Annotated in this window: 21 protein-coding genes and 1 pseudogene; 10 read left to right on the forward strand and 12 right to left on the reverse strand. The window is 60.3% G+C overall.

The window, feature by feature from the left end; translation table 11 throughout:
* Position 1: 1 nt before the first annotated feature.
* The 10 genes from C4Q27_RS22620 to C4Q27_RS22670 form a co-directional block, all read right to left on the reverse strand.
* Complete coding sequence (locus tag C4Q27_RS22620) at positions 2–496, reverse strand: DUF3158 family protein (protein WP_103469170.1); 495 nt, start codon at positions 494–496, stop codon at positions 2–4.
* Positions 493–1,248, reverse strand: a complete 756-nt coding sequence (locus tag C4Q27_RS22625) for a PFL_4669 family integrating conjugative element protein (protein WP_103469169.1) — start codon at positions 1,246–1,248, stop codon at positions 493–495. Before C4Q27_RS22625 ends, C4Q27_RS22620 begins: the two co-directional genes overlap by 4 nt.
* A gap of 151 nt (positions 1,249–1,399) precedes the next feature.
* On the reverse strand, positions 1,400–2,617 hold the full coding sequence (locus tag C4Q27_RS22630; protein ID WP_103469168.1) for an STY4528 family pathogenicity island replication protein: 1,218 nt from the start codon (positions 2,615–2,617) through the stop codon (positions 1,400–1,402).
* Positions 2,611–3,162 (reverse strand): DUF2857 domain-containing protein, encoded by a 552-nt coding sequence (locus tag C4Q27_RS22635; RefSeq protein WP_103469167.1) that lies wholly within the window; start codon positions 3,160–3,162, stop codon positions 2,611–2,613. Before C4Q27_RS22635 ends, C4Q27_RS22630 begins: the two co-directional genes overlap by 7 nt.
* Positions 3,163–3,178: 16 nt before the next feature.
* On the reverse strand, positions 3,179–4,717 hold the full coding sequence (locus C4Q27_RS22640) for a ParB family protein (protein ID WP_103469166.1): 1,539 nt from the start codon (positions 4,715–4,717) through the stop codon (positions 3,179–3,181).
* 14 nt (positions 4,718–4,731) lie between these two features.
* A complete protein-coding gene (locus tag C4Q27_RS22645; RefSeq protein ID WP_103469165.1) occupies positions 4,732–5,610 on the reverse strand; it encodes a ParA family protein in 879 nt (292 codons plus the stop codon).
* A 2-nt stretch (positions 5,611–5,612) separates the two neighbouring features.
* On the reverse strand, positions 5,613–5,828 hold the full coding sequence (locus C4Q27_RS22650) for an AlpA family transcriptional regulator (protein WP_103469164.1): 216 nt from the start codon (positions 5,826–5,828) through the stop codon (positions 5,613–5,615).
* A gap of 113 nt (positions 5,829–5,941) precedes the next feature.
* Complete coding sequence (locus tag C4Q27_RS22655; protein ID WP_103469163.1) at positions 5,942–6,679, reverse strand: hypothetical protein; 738 nt, start codon at positions 6,677–6,679, stop codon at positions 5,942–5,944.
* Positions 6,680–7,494: 815 nt separating this feature from the next.
* Complete coding sequence (scpB, locus tag C4Q27_RS22665; RefSeq protein ID WP_103469162.1) at positions 7,495–8,295, reverse strand: methylmalonyl-CoA decarboxylase; 801 nt, start codon at positions 8,293–8,295, stop codon at positions 7,495–7,497.
* 35 nt (positions 8,296–8,330) lie between these two features.
* Positions 8,331–9,518 carry a CaiB/BaiF CoA-transferase family protein gene (locus C4Q27_RS22670; RefSeq protein ID WP_103469161.1) on the reverse strand — a complete coding sequence of 396 codons (1,188 nt, stop codon included), beginning with the start codon at positions 9,516–9,518 and terminating at the stop codon, positions 8,331–8,333.
* Between the two features lie 267 nt (positions 9,519–9,785).
* Between C4Q27_RS22670 and C4Q27_RS22675 the strand changes: the two genes are divergently transcribed.
* The 5 genes and pseudogenes from C4Q27_RS22675 to C4Q27_RS22695 form a co-directional block, all read left to right on the forward strand.
* A complete protein-coding gene (locus tag C4Q27_RS22675) occupies positions 9,786–10,697 on the forward strand; it encodes a LysR family transcriptional regulator (protein ID WP_103469160.1) in 912 nt (303 codons plus the stop codon).
* 318 nt (positions 10,698–11,015) lie between these two features.
* A complete protein-coding gene (locus C4Q27_RS22680; protein WP_103469159.1) occupies positions 11,016–12,086 on the forward strand; it encodes a carbon-nitrogen hydrolase family protein in 1,071 nt (356 codons plus the stop codon).
* An 80-nt stretch (positions 12,087–12,166) separates the two neighbouring features.
* Entirely contained in the window at positions 12,167–12,457 is a 291-nt protein-coding gene (locus C4Q27_RS22685; protein ID WP_103469158.1) for a hypothetical protein, read from the forward strand.
* A complete protein-coding gene (locus tag C4Q27_RS22690) occupies positions 12,447–14,012 on the forward strand; it encodes a cation acetate symporter (protein ID WP_103469157.1) in 1,566 nt (521 codons plus the stop codon). Before C4Q27_RS22685 ends, C4Q27_RS22690 begins: the two co-directional genes overlap by 11 nt.
* A 445-nt stretch (positions 14,013–14,457) precedes the next feature.
* Positions 14,458–14,742: pseudogene (locus C4Q27_RS22695) on the forward strand (OprD family outer membrane porin); the annotation flags it as partial.
* A 64-nt stretch (positions 14,743–14,806) separates the two neighbouring features.
* Here C4Q27_RS22695 and C4Q27_RS29855 read toward each other — a convergent pair.
* Together C4Q27_RS29855 and C4Q27_RS22700 are read right to left on the reverse strand one after the other, a co-directional pair.
* Positions 14,807–15,025, reverse strand: a complete 219-nt coding sequence (locus C4Q27_RS29855; RefSeq protein ID WP_256599756.1) for an SMP-30/gluconolactonase/LRE family protein — start codon at positions 15,023–15,025, stop codon at positions 14,807–14,809.
* The gene (locus tag C4Q27_RS22700) at positions 14,956–16,371 is read right to left on the reverse strand and encodes an IclR family transcriptional regulator C-terminal domain-containing protein (protein ID WP_256599758.1); all 1,416 of its coding nucleotides are present in this window, start codon (positions 16,369–16,371) and stop codon (positions 14,956–14,958) included. The genes C4Q27_RS29855 and C4Q27_RS22700 overlap by 70 nt, the downstream gene beginning before the upstream one ends.
* A gap of 175 nt (positions 16,372–16,546) precedes the next feature.
* Between C4Q27_RS22700 and C4Q27_RS22705 the strand changes: the two genes are divergently transcribed.
* The 5 genes from C4Q27_RS22705 (at position 16,547) to C4Q27_RS22725 (ending at position 21,007) form a co-directional block, all read left to right on the forward strand.
* Positions 16,547–17,356, forward strand: a complete 810-nt coding sequence (locus tag C4Q27_RS22705) for a ribonuclease activity regulator RraA (RefSeq protein ID WP_103469154.1) — start codon at positions 16,547–16,549, stop codon at positions 17,354–17,356.
* A 3-nt stretch (positions 17,357–17,359) separates the two neighbouring features.
* Positions 17,360–17,806 (forward strand): nuclear transport factor 2 family protein, encoded by a 447-nt coding sequence (locus C4Q27_RS22710; protein WP_103469153.1) that lies wholly within the window; start codon positions 17,360–17,362, stop codon positions 17,804–17,806.
* Positions 17,807–17,917: 111 nt separating this feature from the next.
* A complete protein-coding gene (locus C4Q27_RS22715) occupies positions 17,918–19,324 on the forward strand; it encodes an aldehyde dehydrogenase (NADP(+)) (RefSeq protein ID WP_103469152.1) in 1,407 nt (468 codons plus the stop codon).
* Between the two features lie 13 nt (positions 19,325–19,337).
* Entirely contained in the window at positions 19,338–19,631 is a 294-nt protein-coding gene (locus tag C4Q27_RS22720) for a Dabb family protein (RefSeq protein WP_103469151.1), read from the forward strand.
* Positions 19,632–19,717: 86 nt separating this feature from the next.
* Positions 19,718–21,007 (forward strand): MFS transporter, encoded by a 1,290-nt coding sequence (locus C4Q27_RS22725; RefSeq protein WP_103469150.1) that lies wholly within the window; start codon positions 19,718–19,720, stop codon positions 21,005–21,007.
* The last annotated feature ends 28 nt before the right edge of the window (positions 21,008–21,035 follow it).

Below are 21,035 nucleotides of genomic sequence, written 5' to 3' on the forward strand. Positions count from 1 at the left end.
GTTACTCCTCGGTGGGGGAACGGGTTAGGGCGAGCTCGGCGGCCTCGAGCTTGCTGGCGCCAGTGATGGCCTGGCGATACAGCGACTGCAGGCTGCTCATCTGCAGGTTCAGCACCACGCGGTTGGTCTCTAGCTGATACAGCGCCTGCCGCAGTTCAGGGTGTAGCCGCGGCTGAACCAGCGTCTCCTGCCACACCTGCACGCCCATGCGCAGAAAATCCGGGCTGCGCCAGCGCAAGAATTCAGTGCCCGTCGCGCTGTGCTGGACGACCAAACGCAGATCCAGAAACGAGAAGGGTGGTTGGGCCATGATCGCCAACATTACCGCCATCAACTCGGCGACTTGGGTGCGCAGGCGCAGGATCGTCTCGGCGAACTGCTGCAGCTCCCCCTTACCCTTAAAAGGCTTTAAAAGGCCTTTTAGGGAGGCACCTTGTGCAAACTCGCGATAGGCATCGGCTGACAAACGCCGGGCAATGGCTTCGGCCAGGGTCATGCCTCACCCCCGTCGTTCGCGGTGTCCGCTGTAGGCTGCTCCTCGGCTTCCGGCGGATTCGGGCCTTCGATTTCGGAATGCGCGTTGTTACGGGCGATCGGTGGGGCGAATTGTGAGCGGCGTGTCCCTTCAAGAATGTCCTGCGGCAGGGTGCCGAACTTGTCGATGGCTTCGCGGGCGCGGGCGTTGTTGGCGGCCATGTCGTCGCGGCTCACCCCGGCCAGGCGGTAGCGCTGCGCCAGGCCGAACAGGCTGCGCAGCAGATGTGCGCCGCCATCGATCCAGGACTCCATGTCGCCCCGGCCGATCAGCGCTGTGTGGTGGGCGAGCAGTACCCGCCGGACCAGGGTGTCGTAGTCGGTGAGCAGGTAGATCGCGAGAAAGCCCAGCTGGCTGCCGATGAACAGCGGCAGGGTGACTGGGTGGATGTTGAGGTTGTCACCGACGTCGACTTGCGTGGGCAGGGCCCGTTCCACGCGGCTCATTTGCTGCGTCAGCGTGGCCATGTCCAACCTGGCCTGCAGCAGCTTTTCCTCCAGCTGCAGCATGAACCAGTCGGCGTATGGATCGCCCTGGCTGCTGGCGTGCTTGAGCAGGTTGGTGACGCTGATGTAACCGGGCATGCCCAGAATCGGGTGTACCCCGTCGCGGCCGCTGCGCCCCTGCCACAGGCGTGCCGCATGGTGGGTGTGCAGGGTGAGGGTGATGCTGCTGCGCAGGGAACCCAGGTTGAGTTGGTAGTGATCGACCATCGCCAGTACCTCGCCGTCGGAATGACGCCGACGATGGACCGATCCTTGGCTGGCGATGCGGATCTACCTGAAGGTGGATTGCTCGCATTTTCCCGAGAGTGGATCCCCCTGGAACCGATGGCATCGACATTAGATCCACCGAGTTCCAGCCCTATGTAGCCGCAGTGATCCCTCGGCAGCGTTGTTTCAGTTCCTCCAGGCAGGAGAGGGCAAGTGGCGACGCGGTGCGCTGACCGCGGCGCTTGGATCGCTCGCGGGGCGGTTGCTCCGACGCAGGCTTGGTTGTGCGTGAGGGAGGGGTCGAGGATTTCTCTTCCTCGGTACGCGCGGCCCACAGGGTGAACTCGCCCTGGCAGGCGCGCTTGATCAAGCCCATCAGGTAGGCGACGGGTTTTCGGATCTCACCGCGGGCGCAGCGCACCGCCGCTTCATTGATCACCGCTTGTTGCTGTTCCGGCTCGAGCTGACGCATCGCCTGGGAGGCCATGCGCCGCTCGTTCGGGTTCAGCGGTAAATCTTCGGGCCATCGCGCACGACCAAACTCCACCTGCCCCAGTACCGTACTTTTTTTGCTTTGGTCTTTCTGTACTGTACGGCCAGCGTCGGTATTCCGAACCACAGGCAAATCCGGTGCATTGCCGCAGGGTTCGGGATCTGTTGCGCCAGCCGGAGAATTCCGAACGAGGTCGAGTGCGCCAGGTTCGGAATCCTTTGCATCTGATTCATCGCTCATCAGCGGCAGTGTTTGCTGGTGGACCGGCGGCAGCGAGCCGAGCCTGTCCTTGTCGAGCTGGGACAGCTGGGGGTCGGCCTGGATCTCGGCGATCACATGCTGCGCCACGTCTCGGACGCCTTTGGTGGCATGGGAGAGGTTCTGTCGTAGCAACGCCGCGTAGCCGCTGTCCAGCTCCAACTGTTCGGCTGCGGTCAACGGATCGCCGTGCAGCACATAGACGCAACCGCGCAGGCAGCCGTTGGCATCGCGTGAGCGTTCCACCAGACTGAGCCAGCGAGTGGTGCGCAAAACGTTGAGTGCGCGGGCGATGGTTTCGCGTGAGGCCTGAGCGCCGCAAGGACTGGTGGCCAGGTAGGGCTGCAGGTCCTGATAGCGTGGCGTCTTGACCTTACGTTCGGTGATCAGCCAGCGCAGGACCTGCCAGGTATTACGTTCCAGTGGCGTCAGCCGGCGGTCCAGCAGCAAGGTCTGCGGCAGCGGGTTGTTGTCGCCGTAGTAGATCGTCCGCACCGCGGGCTCCTCGGTGGGGACAGCCAGTTTGCCGTTCGCCGCGTACCACTCATTTCGGCGCCGAAGGGCGTCGTAGCATTGACGCACCACGTCCTGCCAGTCGACCTCGTAAAAGCTCAGCATGGTGTGCCTCCGTACAGTTCGATCTGTTGCCAGACCAGGGTCAGGCTGATGTGTTGTTCCTCGGCCAGCATCATCATGGTGTCCAGCGGATCGTTGTCCGGATCCTCCGTGCGCAACTGGCTCCAGCGATTCCACACGGCATGCTCCTGCACTTCACTGAGCTGGACTGGCCGACCGCGGTGCGTCTCGATCTTCAGCACACGGCGGCGCAACGCGGTCTCCGAATGGTCCAGTCCGAAGCAGCGGTACATGATGTTTGAGCTCGCGCCCAACTTGAGCGCCCGGTTGATCAACCGCTCGTTCTGTTCGTCGCGTTCGGCCTGGACGATCAGGCGTCGCAACACGGTGATGTCGACCTTCACTTCGACCCAGGCGATTGACGAGTGCGCCAGGTGGGACAAGGTAGTTGGCGGCAGCGACTGCAGCACCTCAATGTCTTCATCGGCCAGACCTAGGGCCTTGCAGCGCTGTAGGCGGCCATGGCGCAGCTCATGCAGCACCTGGTTCAACATGGCATGGTTCAATAGATTGAAAGTCTTGCTCATGAGGTGGCTCCTCACGTTATCGAGTGGACGACAGCGTCAGTTCGATCAACTGTCGGGCGTGGCGGATCAGCGTGAACAGCTGCTCCAGCTGAGCATCAGGAAGTCGTTCAAGGCCCACCGTCAGGGCTGGGCGGTCGGTGAAGGGCAGGTCGTAGACGCCGATCAGCAGCTGACCAAACAGTGCTGCCGGCAACTGCTGACGTTCCTTCCAGGCCACGTCGTCCTGCAGGCGCAGCAGGGCCGAGAGCAGCAGCTGGATACCGGTGTGCCGCGAGCTGAGTCGCTCGCCATGACCCGGTGAAAGGGTGAAGCCCAGGCCGTCCAAGAGGGGGCTGACCATGTCGCCGGCGTCTGCGTAAGCGGCAAGGTCGGCAGCGAGGGCGGCGCATCTCGCGCGCAAGTCGCTGATATCGTCCAGTGGCTCGGGGCGTGAGGGTGCCGTGTCAACCGGGCTCGGAGTATCCTCGAGCTCTTCCAAGGGCTTGTCTTGCAACGGTTCGTCACCCAGCGCCTGGCGTATTTCGGGTAAGCGTGGAGCTTGCCGTGGCAGGAGCGTTCCACCAGCTTGTTTGGGCTCGGGATTGGACACCGCGGTCGACGTATCCGATGGACGTTCTGGTGTCAACGAGGGGACCGGAGGCTCGCCAGCTTGATTTTTTGGAGGGACCTGAGTGCTGTCCGCTGGAGGCAGTGAGGGACGTTGCCCCTGATGTAGTTCTAGTGCCAGCAGACGAGGTGTCTGCTCCAGGCTCACTGCCATCCTGGCAATCAATTCGTCCTGCAGCTCACTCAAATCGAGCTCGGGCTTTTCACCGTCGAATGCTGACAGCGCTTCAAACCACAGCAGCGGGAACTGCTCGGGGCTGCCGAAGTACTGGTTCCAGATCGACTCTGTCCGCCGTCGCAAGCTGATGAGGCGCCCGATGGCAGGTTTGCCCAGGCCCGCATACAGTTTCTGCGGGATGACGGGGAGCAGGTGCTCGAGCGCGTCGAACATGCGACTGATGTGTGACTGCGAGATGGGATAGCCACCCTCACTCAAGCGCGTCGCGAGCTCACGCTGGGTGAGGTGGGTATCGCCGAGCTGAAACATGTCCTGGAGCTTCGCTACCGCGAGAGCCCGCTCGATAAACGTCAACTGGCCGTGCAGGTCACTCTCGGCCAGGTGCCCAAGCAACGTATGCGCTTCCGAATGCCAAGGGCGGAACAGGCAATGGATACGGAAGAAGCGCTCTTGGCGCGTTTCCTGCCAAAGTTCACCGAGAATGCTCAGACGAGTGTTGCCGCCGTTGCGGATGACGAAATGCGACTCATCGGGGCGGCGGGTGATGGCGGGCGGCTGATCCAGGCCGCGCTCGCGAATTGAAGCCTTGATATCGTCATACAGTGGGTTGCGCACCACACGCGGGTTCAGCTCGTAGGGCCGCAGTTGCTCGAGACTGACCACCATCGGTGTATCGCCAACTGGGGCCGCCGCTAGGTCGCGTCCGTGCTTGTGCGGAAAGTGCGCCTGCTGCAGTTGGCGTGTGATGTCTTCGGAGGTCGGCGGCTTCATCACTTATTCTCCGGTCAGCCGCGACGGATCAACTGGTGCTCGGCAGTGGCCGGGCGACCAGATGCAGGCGCGGCAAGAGCACCGAGCTGCTCGGCCCATTGCGGGAACAACTCAATGGCCAAGCCGCGCATGATCTCGGCGGCACAAGGGCTGCGGCTGCCGGGCGGTGGAACTGGCTCTACGCGGTGCACAGGCAGGCCGAGCGAGGCGGCATTGGGATAAGCCACGCGGTCGGGGAGCAGCGAACGGCAGACGCTGACATGGGTATCGTCCTGAAAAGAGGCTTGCAGGCTTTGCATGATCAAGCGCGTATCACGGCGATTGGCGTTGACCTGGTTGAGCAACAGCTTCACCGACGGCAAGGCAACGCCCAAGTAGCGGTAGGGCTCCAGCTCTTCGAATAGGCCCAGCGTTCCGCGACGCAGTTCGCGCGCGGCAAGCATTTCTGGAAGGACCGGGCACAGAGCGCAAGCGGAGGCGAGGATGACCATCTCCACCACTACGCTGCGTGCGCCTTGGGTGTCGATGATCAGCACATCGTAATGATCCTCGAAGGCGGGCAGGAGGTTGCGCAGGCGCAGACGGCCATCGGCCGCGTGCAGCAGCAAGGTGCTGATGTGTCCGGCGCGGTCGTTGGAGACGATCAGGTCTAGGTGCTGAATAACGGTCGTCGAGACTATCTGCTCCGGCGCTGTGAGTTGCTGAGCGATCAGCTCGTAGCTTCCGGCGTCCTTGGCATCGCACAAAGCGTAATAGCTGGACAGCGTCGGTTGGCTGTCCAGATCCAGCAACAGAATGCGAAGGCCAGCATCGGCGAGCACACCGCCCAGGTTGGCGGCGACGGTAGTTTTACCCGCGCCGCCCTTGGTCGAGATCAGCGAGAGGACGTCCATGGTCAGTCTCCCGTGGACAGTCGGTCCTGGACCCATTGTTCGATCTCCATTGAGTCCCAACCGACGGCGCGCATACCGATGCGCCGGCATTGCGGGAACTGGCCGGCCTTCATCAGGTTGTAGATGTGCGAGCGTTTGAAGCCGGTTTTCTGCTCCACTTCATCGCGGCGCATGATGTGGCGGTCGGCTGGCAGAGGGGCAAGGTTGGTCGGTTGCATGATGTCACTCCGTAGCGCCGGGTGGCGCGTGGTGGGAAGTGACAGTCAGTGAAGGTCGGAAGAGGGTAAAAAACATTGTCAGGCAATGCCCGGCATCGCCTGACAATGCGGCGTCAGCCCCGTTTTACCTGGGCTATAAGACGGCGCGCGTCGGCAAATCGCCGATCAATGGTACTTTTGCTAAGGCCATCCACTCCTGGGAATCGCAGCAGAATGGCTTGGACCAACTCTGCCTGGCTGGGGTAGATTGACTGAACCTTGCCGTTTTGGTTTTTCCCGAGCGTGGTCATGAGCATCGCGCCGATCAGCCTGTTCTGCATGGCTTCAGACGTCTCGGACGGGATGCCAAGTGATTCGAGTCGCACTTTTAGCTTGTCGTTGAGCGTGGTGAGCGCCGCCACTTCATCAGCGGTGACAGCATAGGTTTGCTGCAACTGCTGAAGCGTACTCAGGGCAAAGTCGAGCTCGGCTTGTTTCGCCAGATGCGCAGTCAGGCTTACGCATCCTGAGTGATCAACATCTTGGGAAAACAGAAAGGGGGGTTTCTGATCTGGCAGGCTGCGTAGGAACCAGAGCAGGAGATCGGCGCGCCGAACGGAGTAGTACACCCGGTGAATGTGACTATCCGACGTAATCGGCTGCCCCAGGTAGGTTGCGGGCAATTCGCCGCTGAGAATGGCGTCGTAGATGCACTCGAGGTGTTCGAGCAGACCTGGCCACTGTAAAAAATGCTTTCGTAGGCTGCTAGGGTGGGAAAACTCTACCTGCAGGATCTCTTCTTCATACTCTGAAAGGCCACACCACAGAATCGCGGCGTCGATCGGATGGTACGAGCTTCTTATCGAGATCATGGCACACAGCCTCCTGCTGCGTTCGTCCTAGAATCGCTGGCCGGGGCTGCTGTGCTGCGCCTCTGTCGAGCGAGCCAGATTCCGAAGTCGGTTTCGGATCCAATGAAAGTGACATCGCCACTTTCAATTTGTTCTGCACGCATTTTTTCATTGCGACAGGTTTTGACGTTCTGGACGCGAACGTTCCGCCTGCCAAAGCATGAGTGCGCCAGTGTTGAGCGAGGACAGTTGTTAAGTCTTCAAAGGCGCTATCAGGTGTGCACCGTGTCTGCTGAAAAAACGTGTTGCATATTGCATTATCCGCGACATCGGCCACGTACTGCGCGTCAGACAGTACTTGAATTACGGCATGCTCGGAGTCGGCAATCGCCAACGAGATGGCGCCGTTCGGCGATGTCAAGCAAACGGGCCTTGGCCGCGGAGGACCTCGCTACGCCATCGAAGAGTATCTTGAGTTCAAGTACAGGTGCCTCGGTGGCGTTGATCGCTGAGGACTGGCACAGGGGGGCAGGTACTGCCCCCTTTTAGGTCGGTTCGTTTTTTATCGTTTTTGTCCTAGGCGGTGACCACGAGTCGGTGTCTTTGGTGAAGCAGATCACTGATAAGATTCGATTGAACCTGTTTCTCCGTTGATGCTATGGATATAGTTACCGAGTCGCGGTTGGCCATCGCCATCGAGCGTGAAGGCGGTACCATTCACAACAATCTCCCCCTTAGCAGCAGGCGGATAAAGTGGCACTTGTGAAGCGATACGAGGCGGGTGGGGCCTTGCGGTGAAACGCTCATGTATTTCACAAGCAAGGCCCTCGATCGAATCACTGGCCGATGAACTGAGGAGGCCGGCGCTCTGCGAACGCGGTGAGCCCTTCAGTGAAGTCTCTGCCTTCGCAGGCTTGCTTGCGCAGCTCGGCAATGCGCTCCATCACATGAACCGGTACCGGCTGCATGTCCTCAAGCATGCGCAGTTGCTCTTTCACTGATTGCACCGCCAGAGGTGCTTTGGTCGCCACAACTTGGGCAAACTCAACGGCAGTCGACTCCAGGTGTTCTACGTCGACCAACTTGTTCACCACCCCAAATTGGGCCGCCCGAATGGCGTCCAGCTTTGAGGCGGTGAAGAACATTTCTTTGAGCAGGTGGATCGGCAGATTGTTGAAGAAGCGCAGCAAACCGCTGGTGCTGTAGGGGAGGCCGATGTTCGCCGGTGTCATGGAGAAACTGGCGTTCTGATCGGCGATAACCATGTCACAAGTCATCGCGAGATCCACCGCACCTCCCCATGCGGAACCACCGACCATCGCAATGACCACGCCCGGGTAGGTGCGGATGTTCCGGAGCACTCTTTCGAGGGGCTTGTCGTATGCGATCGGGTCGCGGTCGTGGCTGAGCTCCTGGATGTCATGGCCAGCACTCCAAACACTTTGTCCTGGTTCGCTGCCGATGATCACCACGGGGACACGCTCTGCCGCGAGCGCTGCCAGGCTCTCCTCGAAGAGGCTGAGCAGTTTTGCGCTGAGCGCGTTACGTCTGGCGGCGTTGCTAAAGGTGAGTCGAGCAATGCGCTCATCCACCATTTCTACTTTCACGAATTCAGTTGGGGTGTCGGTCGTTGCCATGATCTGACTACTCTCTGGATTTGTTGTAGGGCGGGTCAGCCTTGGAAGGCCGCTTTCGAGGTCAATAGGGAGTCGATGGTTGATGGGTCAATACCGGCCTCACGCAGCACTTCGATCGTGTGCTCACCCAGCAGTGGTGGAGCACGGTGCACCTCGGGTTCTTTGTTGCCAAATACGGGCGTGATCACCTGGCGTACCGGCCCGAGAGAGGGGTGTTCGAGCGTGCGGGTCAGCTTGCAGTGCTGCACCTGTGGGTCTTCGAACACTTCGTCCAGCGTGTTGATTGGGCCTGCCGGCAGACCGGCATTGATAAAGACTTCAGTCCATTCTCGCTTACCCCGGGTTTTCAGGCGCGACTCCAGGATCTGTTTGAGTTCGTCGCGATTGGCGACCCGGTCATCGTTGGACAAGAACCGAGAATCTTTTGGCAGTTCTTGCAAGTCCAGCAGGTCGCACAGGCGCTCCCACATCGCAGTCGTGATAGGAGCCAGGTTCAACGGGCCATCCTGAGTTTGGAAGACGCCATACGGGGCGATGACAGAGTGGGCATTGCCGGTGCGGCGTGGTATGTCACCAACGCTCAGGTACCGCTGGCCGTGGACGCTGAGTAGGCCAACCAGGCTCGACAAGAGTGAGGTGCTGACATGTTGCCCACGACCGGTATGTTCGCGCTCTACCAATGCCGCCAAGACTGCCATGGTGAGCCACATACCGGACGAGAGATCGCCGATCGCTGTCCCAGTCCGAGTCGGGTCACCATCCGGATAGCCGGTGAGGCTCATCAAGCCTGAGTAACCTTGAGCAATCTGATCAAAACCAGGCCAATGGCTCATCGGGCCGTCAGTGCCGAATGCATTGATGCTGCCCATGACAAGGCGTGGATTGCGGGCACTCAGCGTGGCGTAATCGAGGCCCATGGCTTCGGCGGTGCCGGGTTTGAAGTTTTCCAGGAGGACATCGGCGCAGTCGACGAGCTTGTGAATGGCGGCCATGCCTTCTGGGGTGCGGAAGTCCAGGCAGATCCCGCGCTTGTTACGGTTGCAGGAGAGGTAATAGGTGCTGACACCGCGATCGAATGGGCCCCAATCACGGCTCATGTCACCCTTCGGGCCTTGCTCAACTTTGACCACATCAGCCCCGAGATCGGCGAGAGCCATGGCACTGAAGGGCCCAGACAAGGCACGGGTGAGATCTACAACCTTGATCCCTTTTAAAGCTTGCATGTTATTACCCTCATTATTCTTGTGGGATTAGGTGGTTGACCCTGCACAGGCTTCAAATGTGAGCGGAACGAGTAAGGGCTAAGCAGCTTCGAGCGGGTGGCCTGGGTAGCGGCCTAGTAGGGTGGTGACCCTCATGAGGCAACTTGGGGCGCTGCTTGTGGCAGACCTGTGCGGAGGTCGTGATCTCAGTCTATGAGCCGTTTGCCATAGGCTTCAAATATGATATTCCTCTAGAAAGATCATAAAAATGTATGGCAGGGGGTGAGTATGGATCTTCGGCAGCTTCGCTATTTTGTCCGTGTAGTCGAGTGTGGAAACATCACCCGAGCTAGCGAAGGTCTGCATATTGCTCAGCCCGCGATCAGCCAACAGATCAGAAACCTCGAGGAAGAGATGAGCATGAAGCTCCTGGAAAGGAGTGTTCATGGTGTCGAGCCGACTGCAGCAGGACGGACGCTCTACAGGCATGCTATCGAGTTGCTACGGCAGGCTGACGCCACTCGAGAGTTACTCTTGCAGGATGCGGAGTACCCGCAAGGTAGGGTTAGTGTTGGTATGCCCTCCAGCACCGCACGCATGCTCGCTATGCCACTGGCGCGCATGATTCGAAGCAAGTTTCCCGGGATCAAGCTTGAGCTCTTCGACGCTCCCAGTGCTGACATCGAAGGTCTCATCACCACGGGGAGGGTGGCCATGGCAGTCATGGTCGATGCCGTGGAAACCCGGGGCATCGCCACACAACATCTGCTCACTGAGCGTTTGTACTTGATGTCGTGGCCAGAGCTTCAACTTCCTGACACACCCATCTCCATTGAAGCGCTGTCCAGGCTACCTCTGGTGCTCCCGTGCGCGCCCAATGGCATACGGAGCAGAGTCGAATTCGCTCTTCAGGAGGCTGGTCAAGCATGCCAGGTGGAGTTTGAGGTCAACTCAACAGACATGCTGCTGCTGGCGGTGAAAAATGAACTGGGGGTTACTGTTCTGCCATGGGCGGCAGCGCAGGATAACCTGGAACCTGGTCGGATCACGCTAAGGGAAATTGACCATCGGCTCTTCGTGCGTGAGCTGTCCCTTTGCTGGCATGAAGCAGGCGTTCAGAGCAACGCGGTCGACAAAGTGCGGCAAACCATTGTGTCGCTTTTCGCCGGCTTCAAGGAAACGGGTGGGTGGTCGGTGTGATCCAAATGGCCCAATAGCCATACGAAATTCTGATGAATGATCATCGAAAAGCTTTGGGGTTGAGTAATTTTTTTTGCATGCTTAAAGTGCATTTGAGCCTTCTGCGCCCTGGCTTGGGGCGCCATGGCGCTAAGTGAATTAAGGAAGGAAAAGCCCCCTTCAAGGCAGCATTGAGCGTTTAGCTGATTCCATCGTAAAAAGTGATCGCTTCATCATTAAATGCTAGTAGCGCCCCTATAGACCTGGGCTTAGATTGGAGACCGCAAGGTGAAAATAAATCCAATCTAAGCAACCTGGCTGTTCGAGGCTCGACTCAAAATGAAAGCGAATGAAAACTATAAAGTGGCCGCTGCTCATGTCGCTCCTATCTACCACGATACTCAAAAGACCGTAGATAAAGCCTGCTCCATCATTGAGGAGGCTGCGCGAAAAGGCGTGCAGTTGATCGCTTTCCCTGAAACGTTTATCCCTGGTTTTCCTGTGTGGGCTAACGTCGGGGCGCCAATCCACACGCATCGCTACTTTGAAGCACTTACCCAAGGGGCGATCAGGCTGGATGGCCCGGAGATCCAGCAGCTGCGTCGTGCCGCTCGCAAGCACGGCATCATCGTTTCCATGGGCTTCAATGAACTGGCCTCGGCCAGCAGCACCTGCATGTGGAACGCCAATGTCCTGATCAACAATGACGGGGAGATCATCGGACATCGGCGGAAGCTGGTACCTACGTTCTTCGAAAAACTCGTGTGGGCCAATGGCGATGGAGCGGGGCTACGAGTTGCCGATACGGATGTGGGTCGAATCGGCATGCTGATCTGCGGAGAGAACAGTAATCCTCTGGCACGCTACTCCATGATCGCTCAGAACGAGCAACTGCATATCTCTACCTATCCTCCGCTCGCCGTCATGCGGCCTTTGTCTGAGGCCGGTGGTTATGACCTGGAGCAGGCGATTCGCATCCGGGCAGCTGCTCACTCATTCGAAGGCAAAGTTTTCAACATCGTAGCGTCAGGCTACTACGACACGACCATGCGCAAAGAGCTTGAGGGTATGGGGGATGAGGTGCTCGAGCTCTTGGACAAGTCCCCGAAATCCGTATCGATGATCCTGGGGCCGGATGGCAACGTCATCGGCGACACCTTGTGTGATACGGAAGGTCTCTGCATCGCTGAGATCAATTACTCGCCTGTCGCTGAGCTGCGGCGACTGCACGACGTGGCGGGGTACTACAACCGCTTCGATATCTTCCGTTTGGAAGTGAATCGGGTAGCACTTGAGCCGATCCACTTTGTTGAAGGCCAGTCGACTCCGTCAGCAGGGCAAGAGCAGTTTGATTCCCGCCTGAAGTCTATTCAATCGTTCGTCGAGTCGAGTGAGATGGAATCGCTGTAACTCAGCGAAATAGCTTCCTCTCATCTATTCATAATGATATTTTCCTGGCCACGTTGCGTGGCCGAGGAAGAGGAGGAGTCATGTCTGATTCTTTGTACTATCCGTATGGCTTGAATACCCAGGTAGGCCCTAAAAAAAAGGGTGGTATGCATTTGATTATGGCGCTGATCGTAAGTGCCTTTTATTCGGTGTTTGTAATTCTCTGCGTTGCATTTCCAAGAACACTGACGTACGAAGTTTTTCCGGATATTCCATTGAGCCTGGTAATGGGCCCCTCCGTGATCCTCGTTGCGATCTCGGTGGCTGTTTTGAGCCTCAAGACAAAGTCCGATCACACTATGGTCGGCAAGGTGGTACATCATGCAATCTAACCAAGCGGTTTCCATTGCATTCTTCCTGCTCTTTCTCTGTGTGACGGTAGGCATTACCGCCTGGGCCTCCCGACGCAACCGGTCTGCTGGGCAGTACCTTGTGGCATCTGGTGGTATCAAGGCTTGGCAGAATGGCCTGGCCATGTCCGGCGAGTACATGAGTGCGAGTGCTATGCTAGGGATGACCGGGCTTTTGGCGACGATGGGATTCAGCAGCTATGTGTATCCCGTGGCGGCTGTCGTAACCTGGCCGCTCATCCTGCTGTTGCTTGCAGATCCAATACGACGCTTAGGCCAGTTCACGCTCACAGATGTCATCGCGTGGCGTTTGAAGCAAAAACCGATCAGGCTAGCCGCTGTGCTCGTCAGCATACCCATGACCCTGCTCTACCTCGTCGCGCAGCTGGTAGCGGGTGGAATCTTGATCAAGGTTCTGTTCGGAATTCCCTACAGCGCCTCTGTAATCTTTGTTGGTTTGCTGACCATGAGCTACGTCCTGTTCGGGGGCATGCTGGCAACGACCTGGGTGCAAATTATCAAGGCGATACTTCAGCATCTGACGGTGTGCGTGCTGACCATGCTCGTGCTGAGCCATTTCGACTACAGTCCCTTCGAACTCTTTCGGAGGCTTGGGGAAACCGAACAGGCACACATGCTCGTGCCTCGCGATATGGACCCGGTGGGCCGCTGGGAAATGATTTCGCTGGCTATCGCGCTTGTCTGCGGCGCTATCGGGATGCCCCAGATTCTGACGCGCTTCTTCACAGTCCCTGATCCGATGTCGGCCAAGAAGTCTGCTGTCTACGCCACGATGATCGTTGGTTCGTTCCACCTCATGGTGTTGGTCGTAGGGTTCGGCGCTTTGGCTTTGCTTGGGCGCGAGGCCATCTTGGGAGCAGGGGCCAGCGGTAACATGGCAGTGCCAATGCTAGCAAAGTATGTCGGCGGTGACACCTTCTTCGGCATCGTTTGTGGCGTGGCGTTCGCCACTGTTATTGCAGTGGTGGCAGGTTTGACTCTCACGTCTGCGACCACCTTTGCACACGACTTGTGGTCACGCGTAGTGCATGCTGGCAAGCAAGGAGGGGAGGCTTCGTTGTCTGTGGCGCGGATCGGCGCGGTGATTGTTGCCTCTATCGCAACACTGCTTGCATTGATGTTTGAAAGCATCAACGTAGCTTTCCTGATTGGTTTATCCCAAGCGATTATTGCTGCGACAAACTTTCCACTCCTGATGCTCACGTTGTTCTGGAGCCGCCTTACTACGGCTGGAGCTGTTTCTGGGATGGTTGTAGGTTGTGTTTCATCAATGCTGTTGATATTTGTATCACCGGCTGTTCAAGTTGCCCTGATGAAACTTGATCGTTCAGTGCTTGATGGTGTCTGGTGGTTCTATCCTTTGAATAGCCCGGCCATTGTTTGTGTGCCTCTTGCATTCGTGGTAATGATATTGGTTTCACTTCTCAAGCGAGAGCCAAGCTCGGAGAATAAGTTTTCGGAAATGCAGGGTTTGCTAATGGAGCATGAAGGTAAGACCTTTGCGGTCAATCATTAGTGATTGCGTGAAGTGGTGTCTATTGTAATTATTTGGTCGCCCTGTCACTTATCTTGGGTGACCTTTTAGCCCAAGCTCTGCTTGGGTTTTTCTCTTATTTATCTTTCATTGTTGCCTATTTTTTTTGGTGGGCATCTTTGGCCTAGGTCGATGCTCTGCGGGTTACGTCAGTCCTTCTTGAACTGGCAATTTTTTCTAACCGCTTATGCAAAGCCATCACAACCTTCAAAGCAGGAGTTGTCCGTGGCAGCTCGAAAGCCGACAGCTTACTTGAAATGGACAACAAGTTGCTTGGCAAAACTGGTATCAGATCGCCGGGTTACCAGCAGTCGGTCGGCGATACTCCTTTCATCTACCTTAACGCCAGCGACACCTACATTTTCGGTCAGTTGGTGGCAAGCAATTTCGCCCAGCCAGCGAAAAGGTCTGGCACACCCGTTATGACTACGACTTCGCGACATTGGGTATGCCTTGCCTGAGTTTCAGCGTGCACTACAACCTTGGTCATGAGGTTGCCCCACAGATCATCAGCGAGCCCAAGGTGGCGAGTTTGAGGGCCGCTGGCGATGACGGCCATGAATGGGAGCGCGATACTGACCTGATCTACACCGTACAGAGCGGGCCGTTACGTCACCTGTCGCTGCGCTGGCGCAATGCCGTGAGCCGCGCCACATTTACCGATGATGCCGACGAGAATCGGTTGATCGTCAGTTATCAGGTCAAGTTCTGATACGTTTTACTCGGCTATTGCTCTGGTGACATCACGAACGGGTGGAGTTACCGGGCATACCCATTCAAGTCTGCATTTGCATCAGGCATCCCGAGTTCGGCGCACTGGCCAAGGTTTCCAGCTGAAGTGCGTGGCGGGCACTGGTAATGAACAGGGTGGTGCCTTCCTCCCCGCCAAAGCACAGGTCGGTCGGGCTCGGCACCGGCAACCCGATCATACGGTCCAGGTTGCCCTCGGCATCGAAGCGCGCCAGGCTCCAGCCTTCCAGTTGTGTGGTCCACACCCCCCTTTGCCATCCAGCGCGAGCCCGCCCAGGCTGCCGCCACCACGGGGCAGTGAAGCCAGCCGGCGCACGCTGCTGCTGCCCGGTTGCAGCAACAGGATGTCCCCGGCCTCAGGTGCCAAGGCATAAACCGCGCTGCCCTTGGCATCCCAGCGAAAGGCACTGACCGGCTCCGGCAGTGACCAGCCATGGCGCAGCTCGCCCTCGGCGCTGAGTTCGCCGATCAAGCAACCATTGCCACTTTTGGCGCACGCCCACAAATTGCCGGACGGGTGTGTGGCCAATGCCAGCAGGCGGCTGCCGAGCAGGTCCTGGCGGGGATGCTCGTTGCCTTGCCAGTCGATCAATGACCAGCCCCCGGCCTGGGCCACCAGTAGGCCGTCGGGGTGCAGCTCCATGCCGCGTATCGGCAGGTCGAGGCGAGTCAACAAGCGACTGGACTGGCCGTCCCAGCAATGGATGGCCGGCGCCAGGGTGTCGGCCCAGTACAGCACGCGCTGGCCCGCGTGCCAGCGCGGGAACGCGCCGTGAAACGCCCAAGGGCCGGGCAGCACGCTGAGCTCGCCGGCAGCGCGTGGGGTGGCGTCCGGGCGCAGCTGCTCACCGACCCGGCGCGCCGCGTCAGCCAGTTCCGGGCCGAGCAGGGTCAGCCGCTCCAGTGTCAGGCGGTAGGCGGGTCCGGCCACGCTCAGTGCCCCGCGCACCAGGCCCTGCTTGTCGACGATCGGCGCGGCGACGCAGCGGATGCCCAGGCGAATTTCCTCGTCGTCGAGGGCGTAGCCACGCACTTGGGTAATCTGCAATTCGGCCAGCAGACGGCGGCGGTCGGTGATGGTCAGCGGTGTCAGTGGCGTCAGCACCAGGCCCTTGAGGATTTCGTCGCGGGCCGAAGGGGAGAGGGCGGAGAGGATCGCCTTGCCCTGGCCGGTGCAGTACACCGGCTTGCCTTGGCCAAGGCTGGCGGCCGAGCGCTGTGTGTGGGCGCCTTCGCAACGCTCCAGCGACAGCACTTGATTGCCATCGAGCACTGCCAGGTAGGAGGTTTCGCCGGTGAGGTCGCGCAGGGCACGCAGCTCGGCGCTGGCGGCAGCCACCAGGTCCGGTTCCAGGTAGGCGTTACGGACCATCTCCAGGTAGTTGAAGCCCAGGCGATAGACCTTGCGCGTCGGGTCGCGGCGGATCATGCCGCGCTCCACCAGCGTGGCGATGATGCGGTACAGGGTGGTGCGCGGCAGCGGCACCTGCTCGGCCAGCTCGGCCTGGCTGATGCCGGTGGCGGTTGCGCCAATGGCCTGGAGCACGTCCAGGGCCTTTTCCAGTGCGGCGGTGCCTTCACCTGTTTTCATTGTTTGTTTCCCACCTGTTGGAACTCGACTGCCTGAGTACCGATTCTGCCCCTTTTCCTCCCAGTTTTCCGCCATAGAATCGGCCTCAACAGGGCTTGCAGTGAACGCATGTTTCATATGTTGGGAATTTGCCCTGGCCGCCCATCGGATGAACCCGCGAGGAGAACCTACAACAATGTCCGTCATCCACAACTACGCCGATGCCCATGAGAGCGTTTCCGGTAAACAGGTCGTCGTCAGCGACGAAGTACTGGCCAAGCTCGCCACCTGCAGCAGCGGCTCGCTGACCACCCAGCTGTTCAAGCGCGGCTTCCGTCAGCCAGCCCTGGTCGGCCTGCGCGCCATGTGCCCCGATGCCAAGCCATTCGCCGGGCGTGCCTTCACCATGCGCTTCATTCCCGCCCGTGAAGACATCGACACCTATTCGACCATGACCACCAAGCCCAACGATGACAACCTGCAATGGGTGGGTGTGGAGCAGATCCAGCCGGGCGACGTGCTGGTGATCGACAGCCGCAACGACCCGGCTGCCGCGTCGGCAGGCAACATCCTGGTGACCCGCCTGCTGGCCCGTGGCGCCAAGGCCATCGTCACCGACGGCGCACTGCGCGACGGCAGCGAGATCGCCGCCATGCGCCTGCCGGCCTATGCCCGTGAGATCACCGCGACCACGCGTATTTCCTACCACCATGTGGCTGACCTGCAGGTGCCGATCGGTTGCGCCGGCGTTGCCGTGTACCCGGGCGACATCATCGTCGGCGATGCCGATGGCCTGACCGTGGTCCCGGCGCACCTGGCCGAGGAACTGGCCGAAGTGTGCAGCGTGCAGGACGACATCGAAGGCTACCTGGCCATGCGCATTGCCGCCGGCGAAGCGCTGTGGGGCGTGTACCCGCCAAGCCCGGCGTCGGTGTCCGACTACCACGCCTGGGTCGCCGCCGGCCGCCCGGCCATCCCTTCGATCATCGACCGCGAGGAGGGCTGAGTCATGGCCGAGCACAAGCATGCACAACTGATCCGTCGCTACTTCGACGCCTGCAACGAAGGCGACTACGACAAGCTGGTGTCCTGCTTCACCCCGGACGCGGTGCACTACTTCCCCTCGGGATTGCCGGAAATCCCGTGGCGCACTGCCGACACCATCGCCCGCAAGTGGGTCTGGTGCGTGGAGAACTTGGGGTCGCAGTGGACCATCGAGAAGATCCTGGTCAGCCACGACAGCAACGAAGCGGTGATCGAGTGGACCCACTGGAAGAGCAAGCTGGGCACGGCCTTGCGCGGTGACGAGTGGTACGTGTTCGACGAGCAGAGCGGATTGATCAAGGAGATCCGCGCCTATTACGCCTCGCCGGCCGAGAAGGACGTGGTGATCAACGAGCTGGTCGACTTCGACTATGTCGGCCGGGGGTATCACCTGGAGCCGAAGGCGCGTTAAGGCCACTGGCCTCTTCGCGGGGCAAGCCCGCTCCCACAAGGGCCGCGCTGTACCTGTAGGAGCGGGCTTGCCCCGCGAATGGCCGCACCGCAATTTTTGAAGGAGTGCCCCATGACCACCCCGCAAAACCCGAATTTCGCTGCCATCGACGCAGTCGTCGCCCAAGCGGCCGCCGCCGCCGACTTCTGGGTCGATTCCAGTGCCACCCAGCGCGCCACCCTGCTGCGTGGCCTGGCCGATGCCCTGGAACAGCAGCAAGCCGAACTGGTCGTCATCGCCGACCGCGAAAGCGGCCTCGGCGAAGCCCGCCTGAACGGCGAAGTGGCCCGCACCGCCTTCCAGCTGCGTGGCTTCGCCAGCGAAGTGGAAGCCGGTGTGCCGTACCGTCAGGTCGATGATCACGCCATTGCCGGTGCTCCACCTGCCGGCCGTCCACGCCTGACCCGCGTGCAGCGCCCGCTGGGCCCGGTGGCGATGTTCTCGGCCAGCAACTTCCCATTCGCTTTCTCGGTACTGGGCGGCGATACCGCCTCGGCCTTGGCCGCCGGTTGCCCGGTGGTGATCAAGCCGCACTCCGGTCACCCGGAGCTGTCCCGCGCTGTGTTTGCCTTGGCCGCTGGCGTGGTCCGCGCCCAGGGTCTGCCGACAGGCCTGCTGACCCTGGCCGAAGCGCCCAATCGTGCCGCCGGCACCTACCTGGTCCAGCACCCGTCAATCGCTGCCGTGGCCTTCACTGGCTCCTATCAAGGTGGCAAAGCCTTGTGGCAGGCCGCTAATGACCGCGAACGCCCAGTGCCGTTCTTCGGCGAGCTGGGTTCGATCAACCCGCTGGTGGCTTTGCCGGCTGTGCTGGAAAAAGACAGCGAAGCCTTGGCCAAGACCTTGGCTGGCTCGATCACCCTCGGCTGCGGCCAGTTCTGCACCAGCCCCGGCGTGATCGTGCTGCTCGACTCACCCCACAGTCAGCGTTTCGTCGCCCAGCTGGCCGAGGTCATTGCGCCGATTGCCACGCACCGTATGCTCACCCCGGGCATGCAGCAAGGCTTCGAGGCGGCAGCTGCCACGGTAGCTGCTAACGCCGCAGCAGTGTTCGCCCCGCAGGCCGATGGCGCTGGCCCGGCGCCACGGCTGTTCGCCACCGATGCCGCATCGTTCATTGCCAACGCTCACCTGCGTGAAGAAATGTTCGGCCCGGCGGCGCTGATCGTTACTGCGCATTCCGTGGCCCAGGCGGCCGAGGTGCTGGACGCCATCGGCGGCACCCTGACCACTACCCTGTGGGGCCTGGACGCCGACAGCGCCGACAACCGCCAGTTGCTGCGCGCCGCCCAGCGAGTGTCCGGGCGCGTGCTGTTCAGCGGTGTGCCGACCGGCGTTGCCGTGTGCCACGCCCAGCAGCATGGCGGGCCATGGCCGTCGTCCACCGCGCCACAGTCCACTTCGGTCGGTTTTGCCGCCATCGAGCGCTTCCTGCGCCCGGTGGCATTGCAGGACGCACCGGACTGGGCACTGGGCTGAGGAGGGCAGGGCGATGATGCGACATATCGTGCTGTTCCGCCGCCTGCCGGGCGTCGAAGCGCAGCCTGAACGGGAAGCGGTGCTGGTGGCGCGGATGCGCGACCTGACTGCAGAAATCGACTTCATCCGCGACTGGCGCGTCGCGGCCAACGAACTGGATCGGCCGATCTGCTGGGACTACATCCTCGAGTCCAGCTTCGACGACGCCGACGCGGTACAGCGTTACCTGCCACACCCGGCGCACCAGGCCCTGGTCGCCGACCTCAAGCAGTACTTCGAGTGGGTGGCAGTGGACTACAGCGTCTGATTGACCCCAGAGGCACCTGGCCCTCTGCGGGGCCAGGCGTTATAACAAAAAAGATCCGGCATCACAGGTGCCGGGCGGAGTCGTACATGAACAAGAAAAACAACTACCGCTGGACGATCCTGACCATGTTGTTCCTGGCCATGATCATCAATTATGTCGATCGCGCTGCCCTGTCGATCGCCATGCCGTTCATTACCCAGGAGTACCACCTCACGCCCGCCGAGAAGGGCATGATCTTCAGCAGCTTCTTCTTTGGCTATGCGCTGTTCTGTTTCGTCGGTGGTTACCTGGCCGACCGCTTCGGGCCCAAGCGTGTGCTGACCTGGTCGATGAGCTTCTGGTCGCTGCTGTGCGGCTCCACCGCGCTGGCCTTCAACTTCTGGTCGCTGCTGATCGTGCGCGCGCTGTTCGGCGTCGGCGAAGGCCCGGTGTCGACCACCGCCAACAAGACCGTCAACAGCTGGTTCCCGATCAAGGAGCGCGCCCGCGCCATCGGCATCAACCAGGCTGGCGGCCCGCTGGGCGGCGCCCTGGCCGGCCCGATCGTGGGTTTTCTTGCCCTGTGGCTGGGCTGGCGCGTGGCCTTCGTGGTGATCGCGGTGATCGGCGTGCTGTGGGCCATCGCCTGGTACCGCCTGGCGGCCTCGACGCCCAAGGAGCACCCGCAGGTGTCGGCCGAAGAGCTGGCGCTGATCAACGAGGGCCGTGAAGCCCCGGTCACTGCCGTCGCAGACGCCCCGCGCACCCCGGTGCTGCAGATCATCCTGCAGCGCTCGGTACTGGTCACTGGCGTTTCGCTGTTCTGCTACAACTACATCCTGTACTTCTTCATGACCTGGTTCCCCAGCTACCTGATCGAGGCCAAGGGCATCGACCTCAAGGCCATGAGCATCGTCACCGCACTGCCGTGGCTGGTGGGTACCGTCGGCTTCATCTGTGGCGGGCTGCTGATCGACTGGGTGTACAAGCGCACCGGCAAGCAACTGTTTTCGCGCAAGGTGGTGCTGGTCAGCTGCCTGCTGGTGGCTGCGGTATGCATCGGCCTGACCGGCCAGGTACAGAGCGTGACCAGCACCGTGGTGGTGATGACCGTGGCCATCGGCTTCCTGATGCTGACCGCGCCCGCCTACTGGTCGCTGATCCAGGACGCCGTGCCGGACCATCAGGTAGGTACTGCCGGCGGCTTCATGCATGGCCTGGCCAACCTGTCCGGTATCGTTGCGCCGACCGTGACCGGCTTCATCATCCAGTCCACTGGCACCTACAGCAGCGGCTTTGGCCTGGCTGCCGTGCTGGGCATTGTCGGCGCGCTGATCGTGGCCTTGTTCGTCGGCCAGAAACCGGCCCGGCAAGCCAATGTCATCGCAGCCGCTTGAACTGAATGCAACCCACGTTTTACGGGAC

It is taken from the genome of Pseudomonas sp. SWI36 (assembly GCF_002948105.1).
Lineage (GTDB): Bacteria > Pseudomonadota > Gammaproteobacteria > Pseudomonadales > Pseudomonadaceae > Aquipseudomonas > Aquipseudomonas alloputida.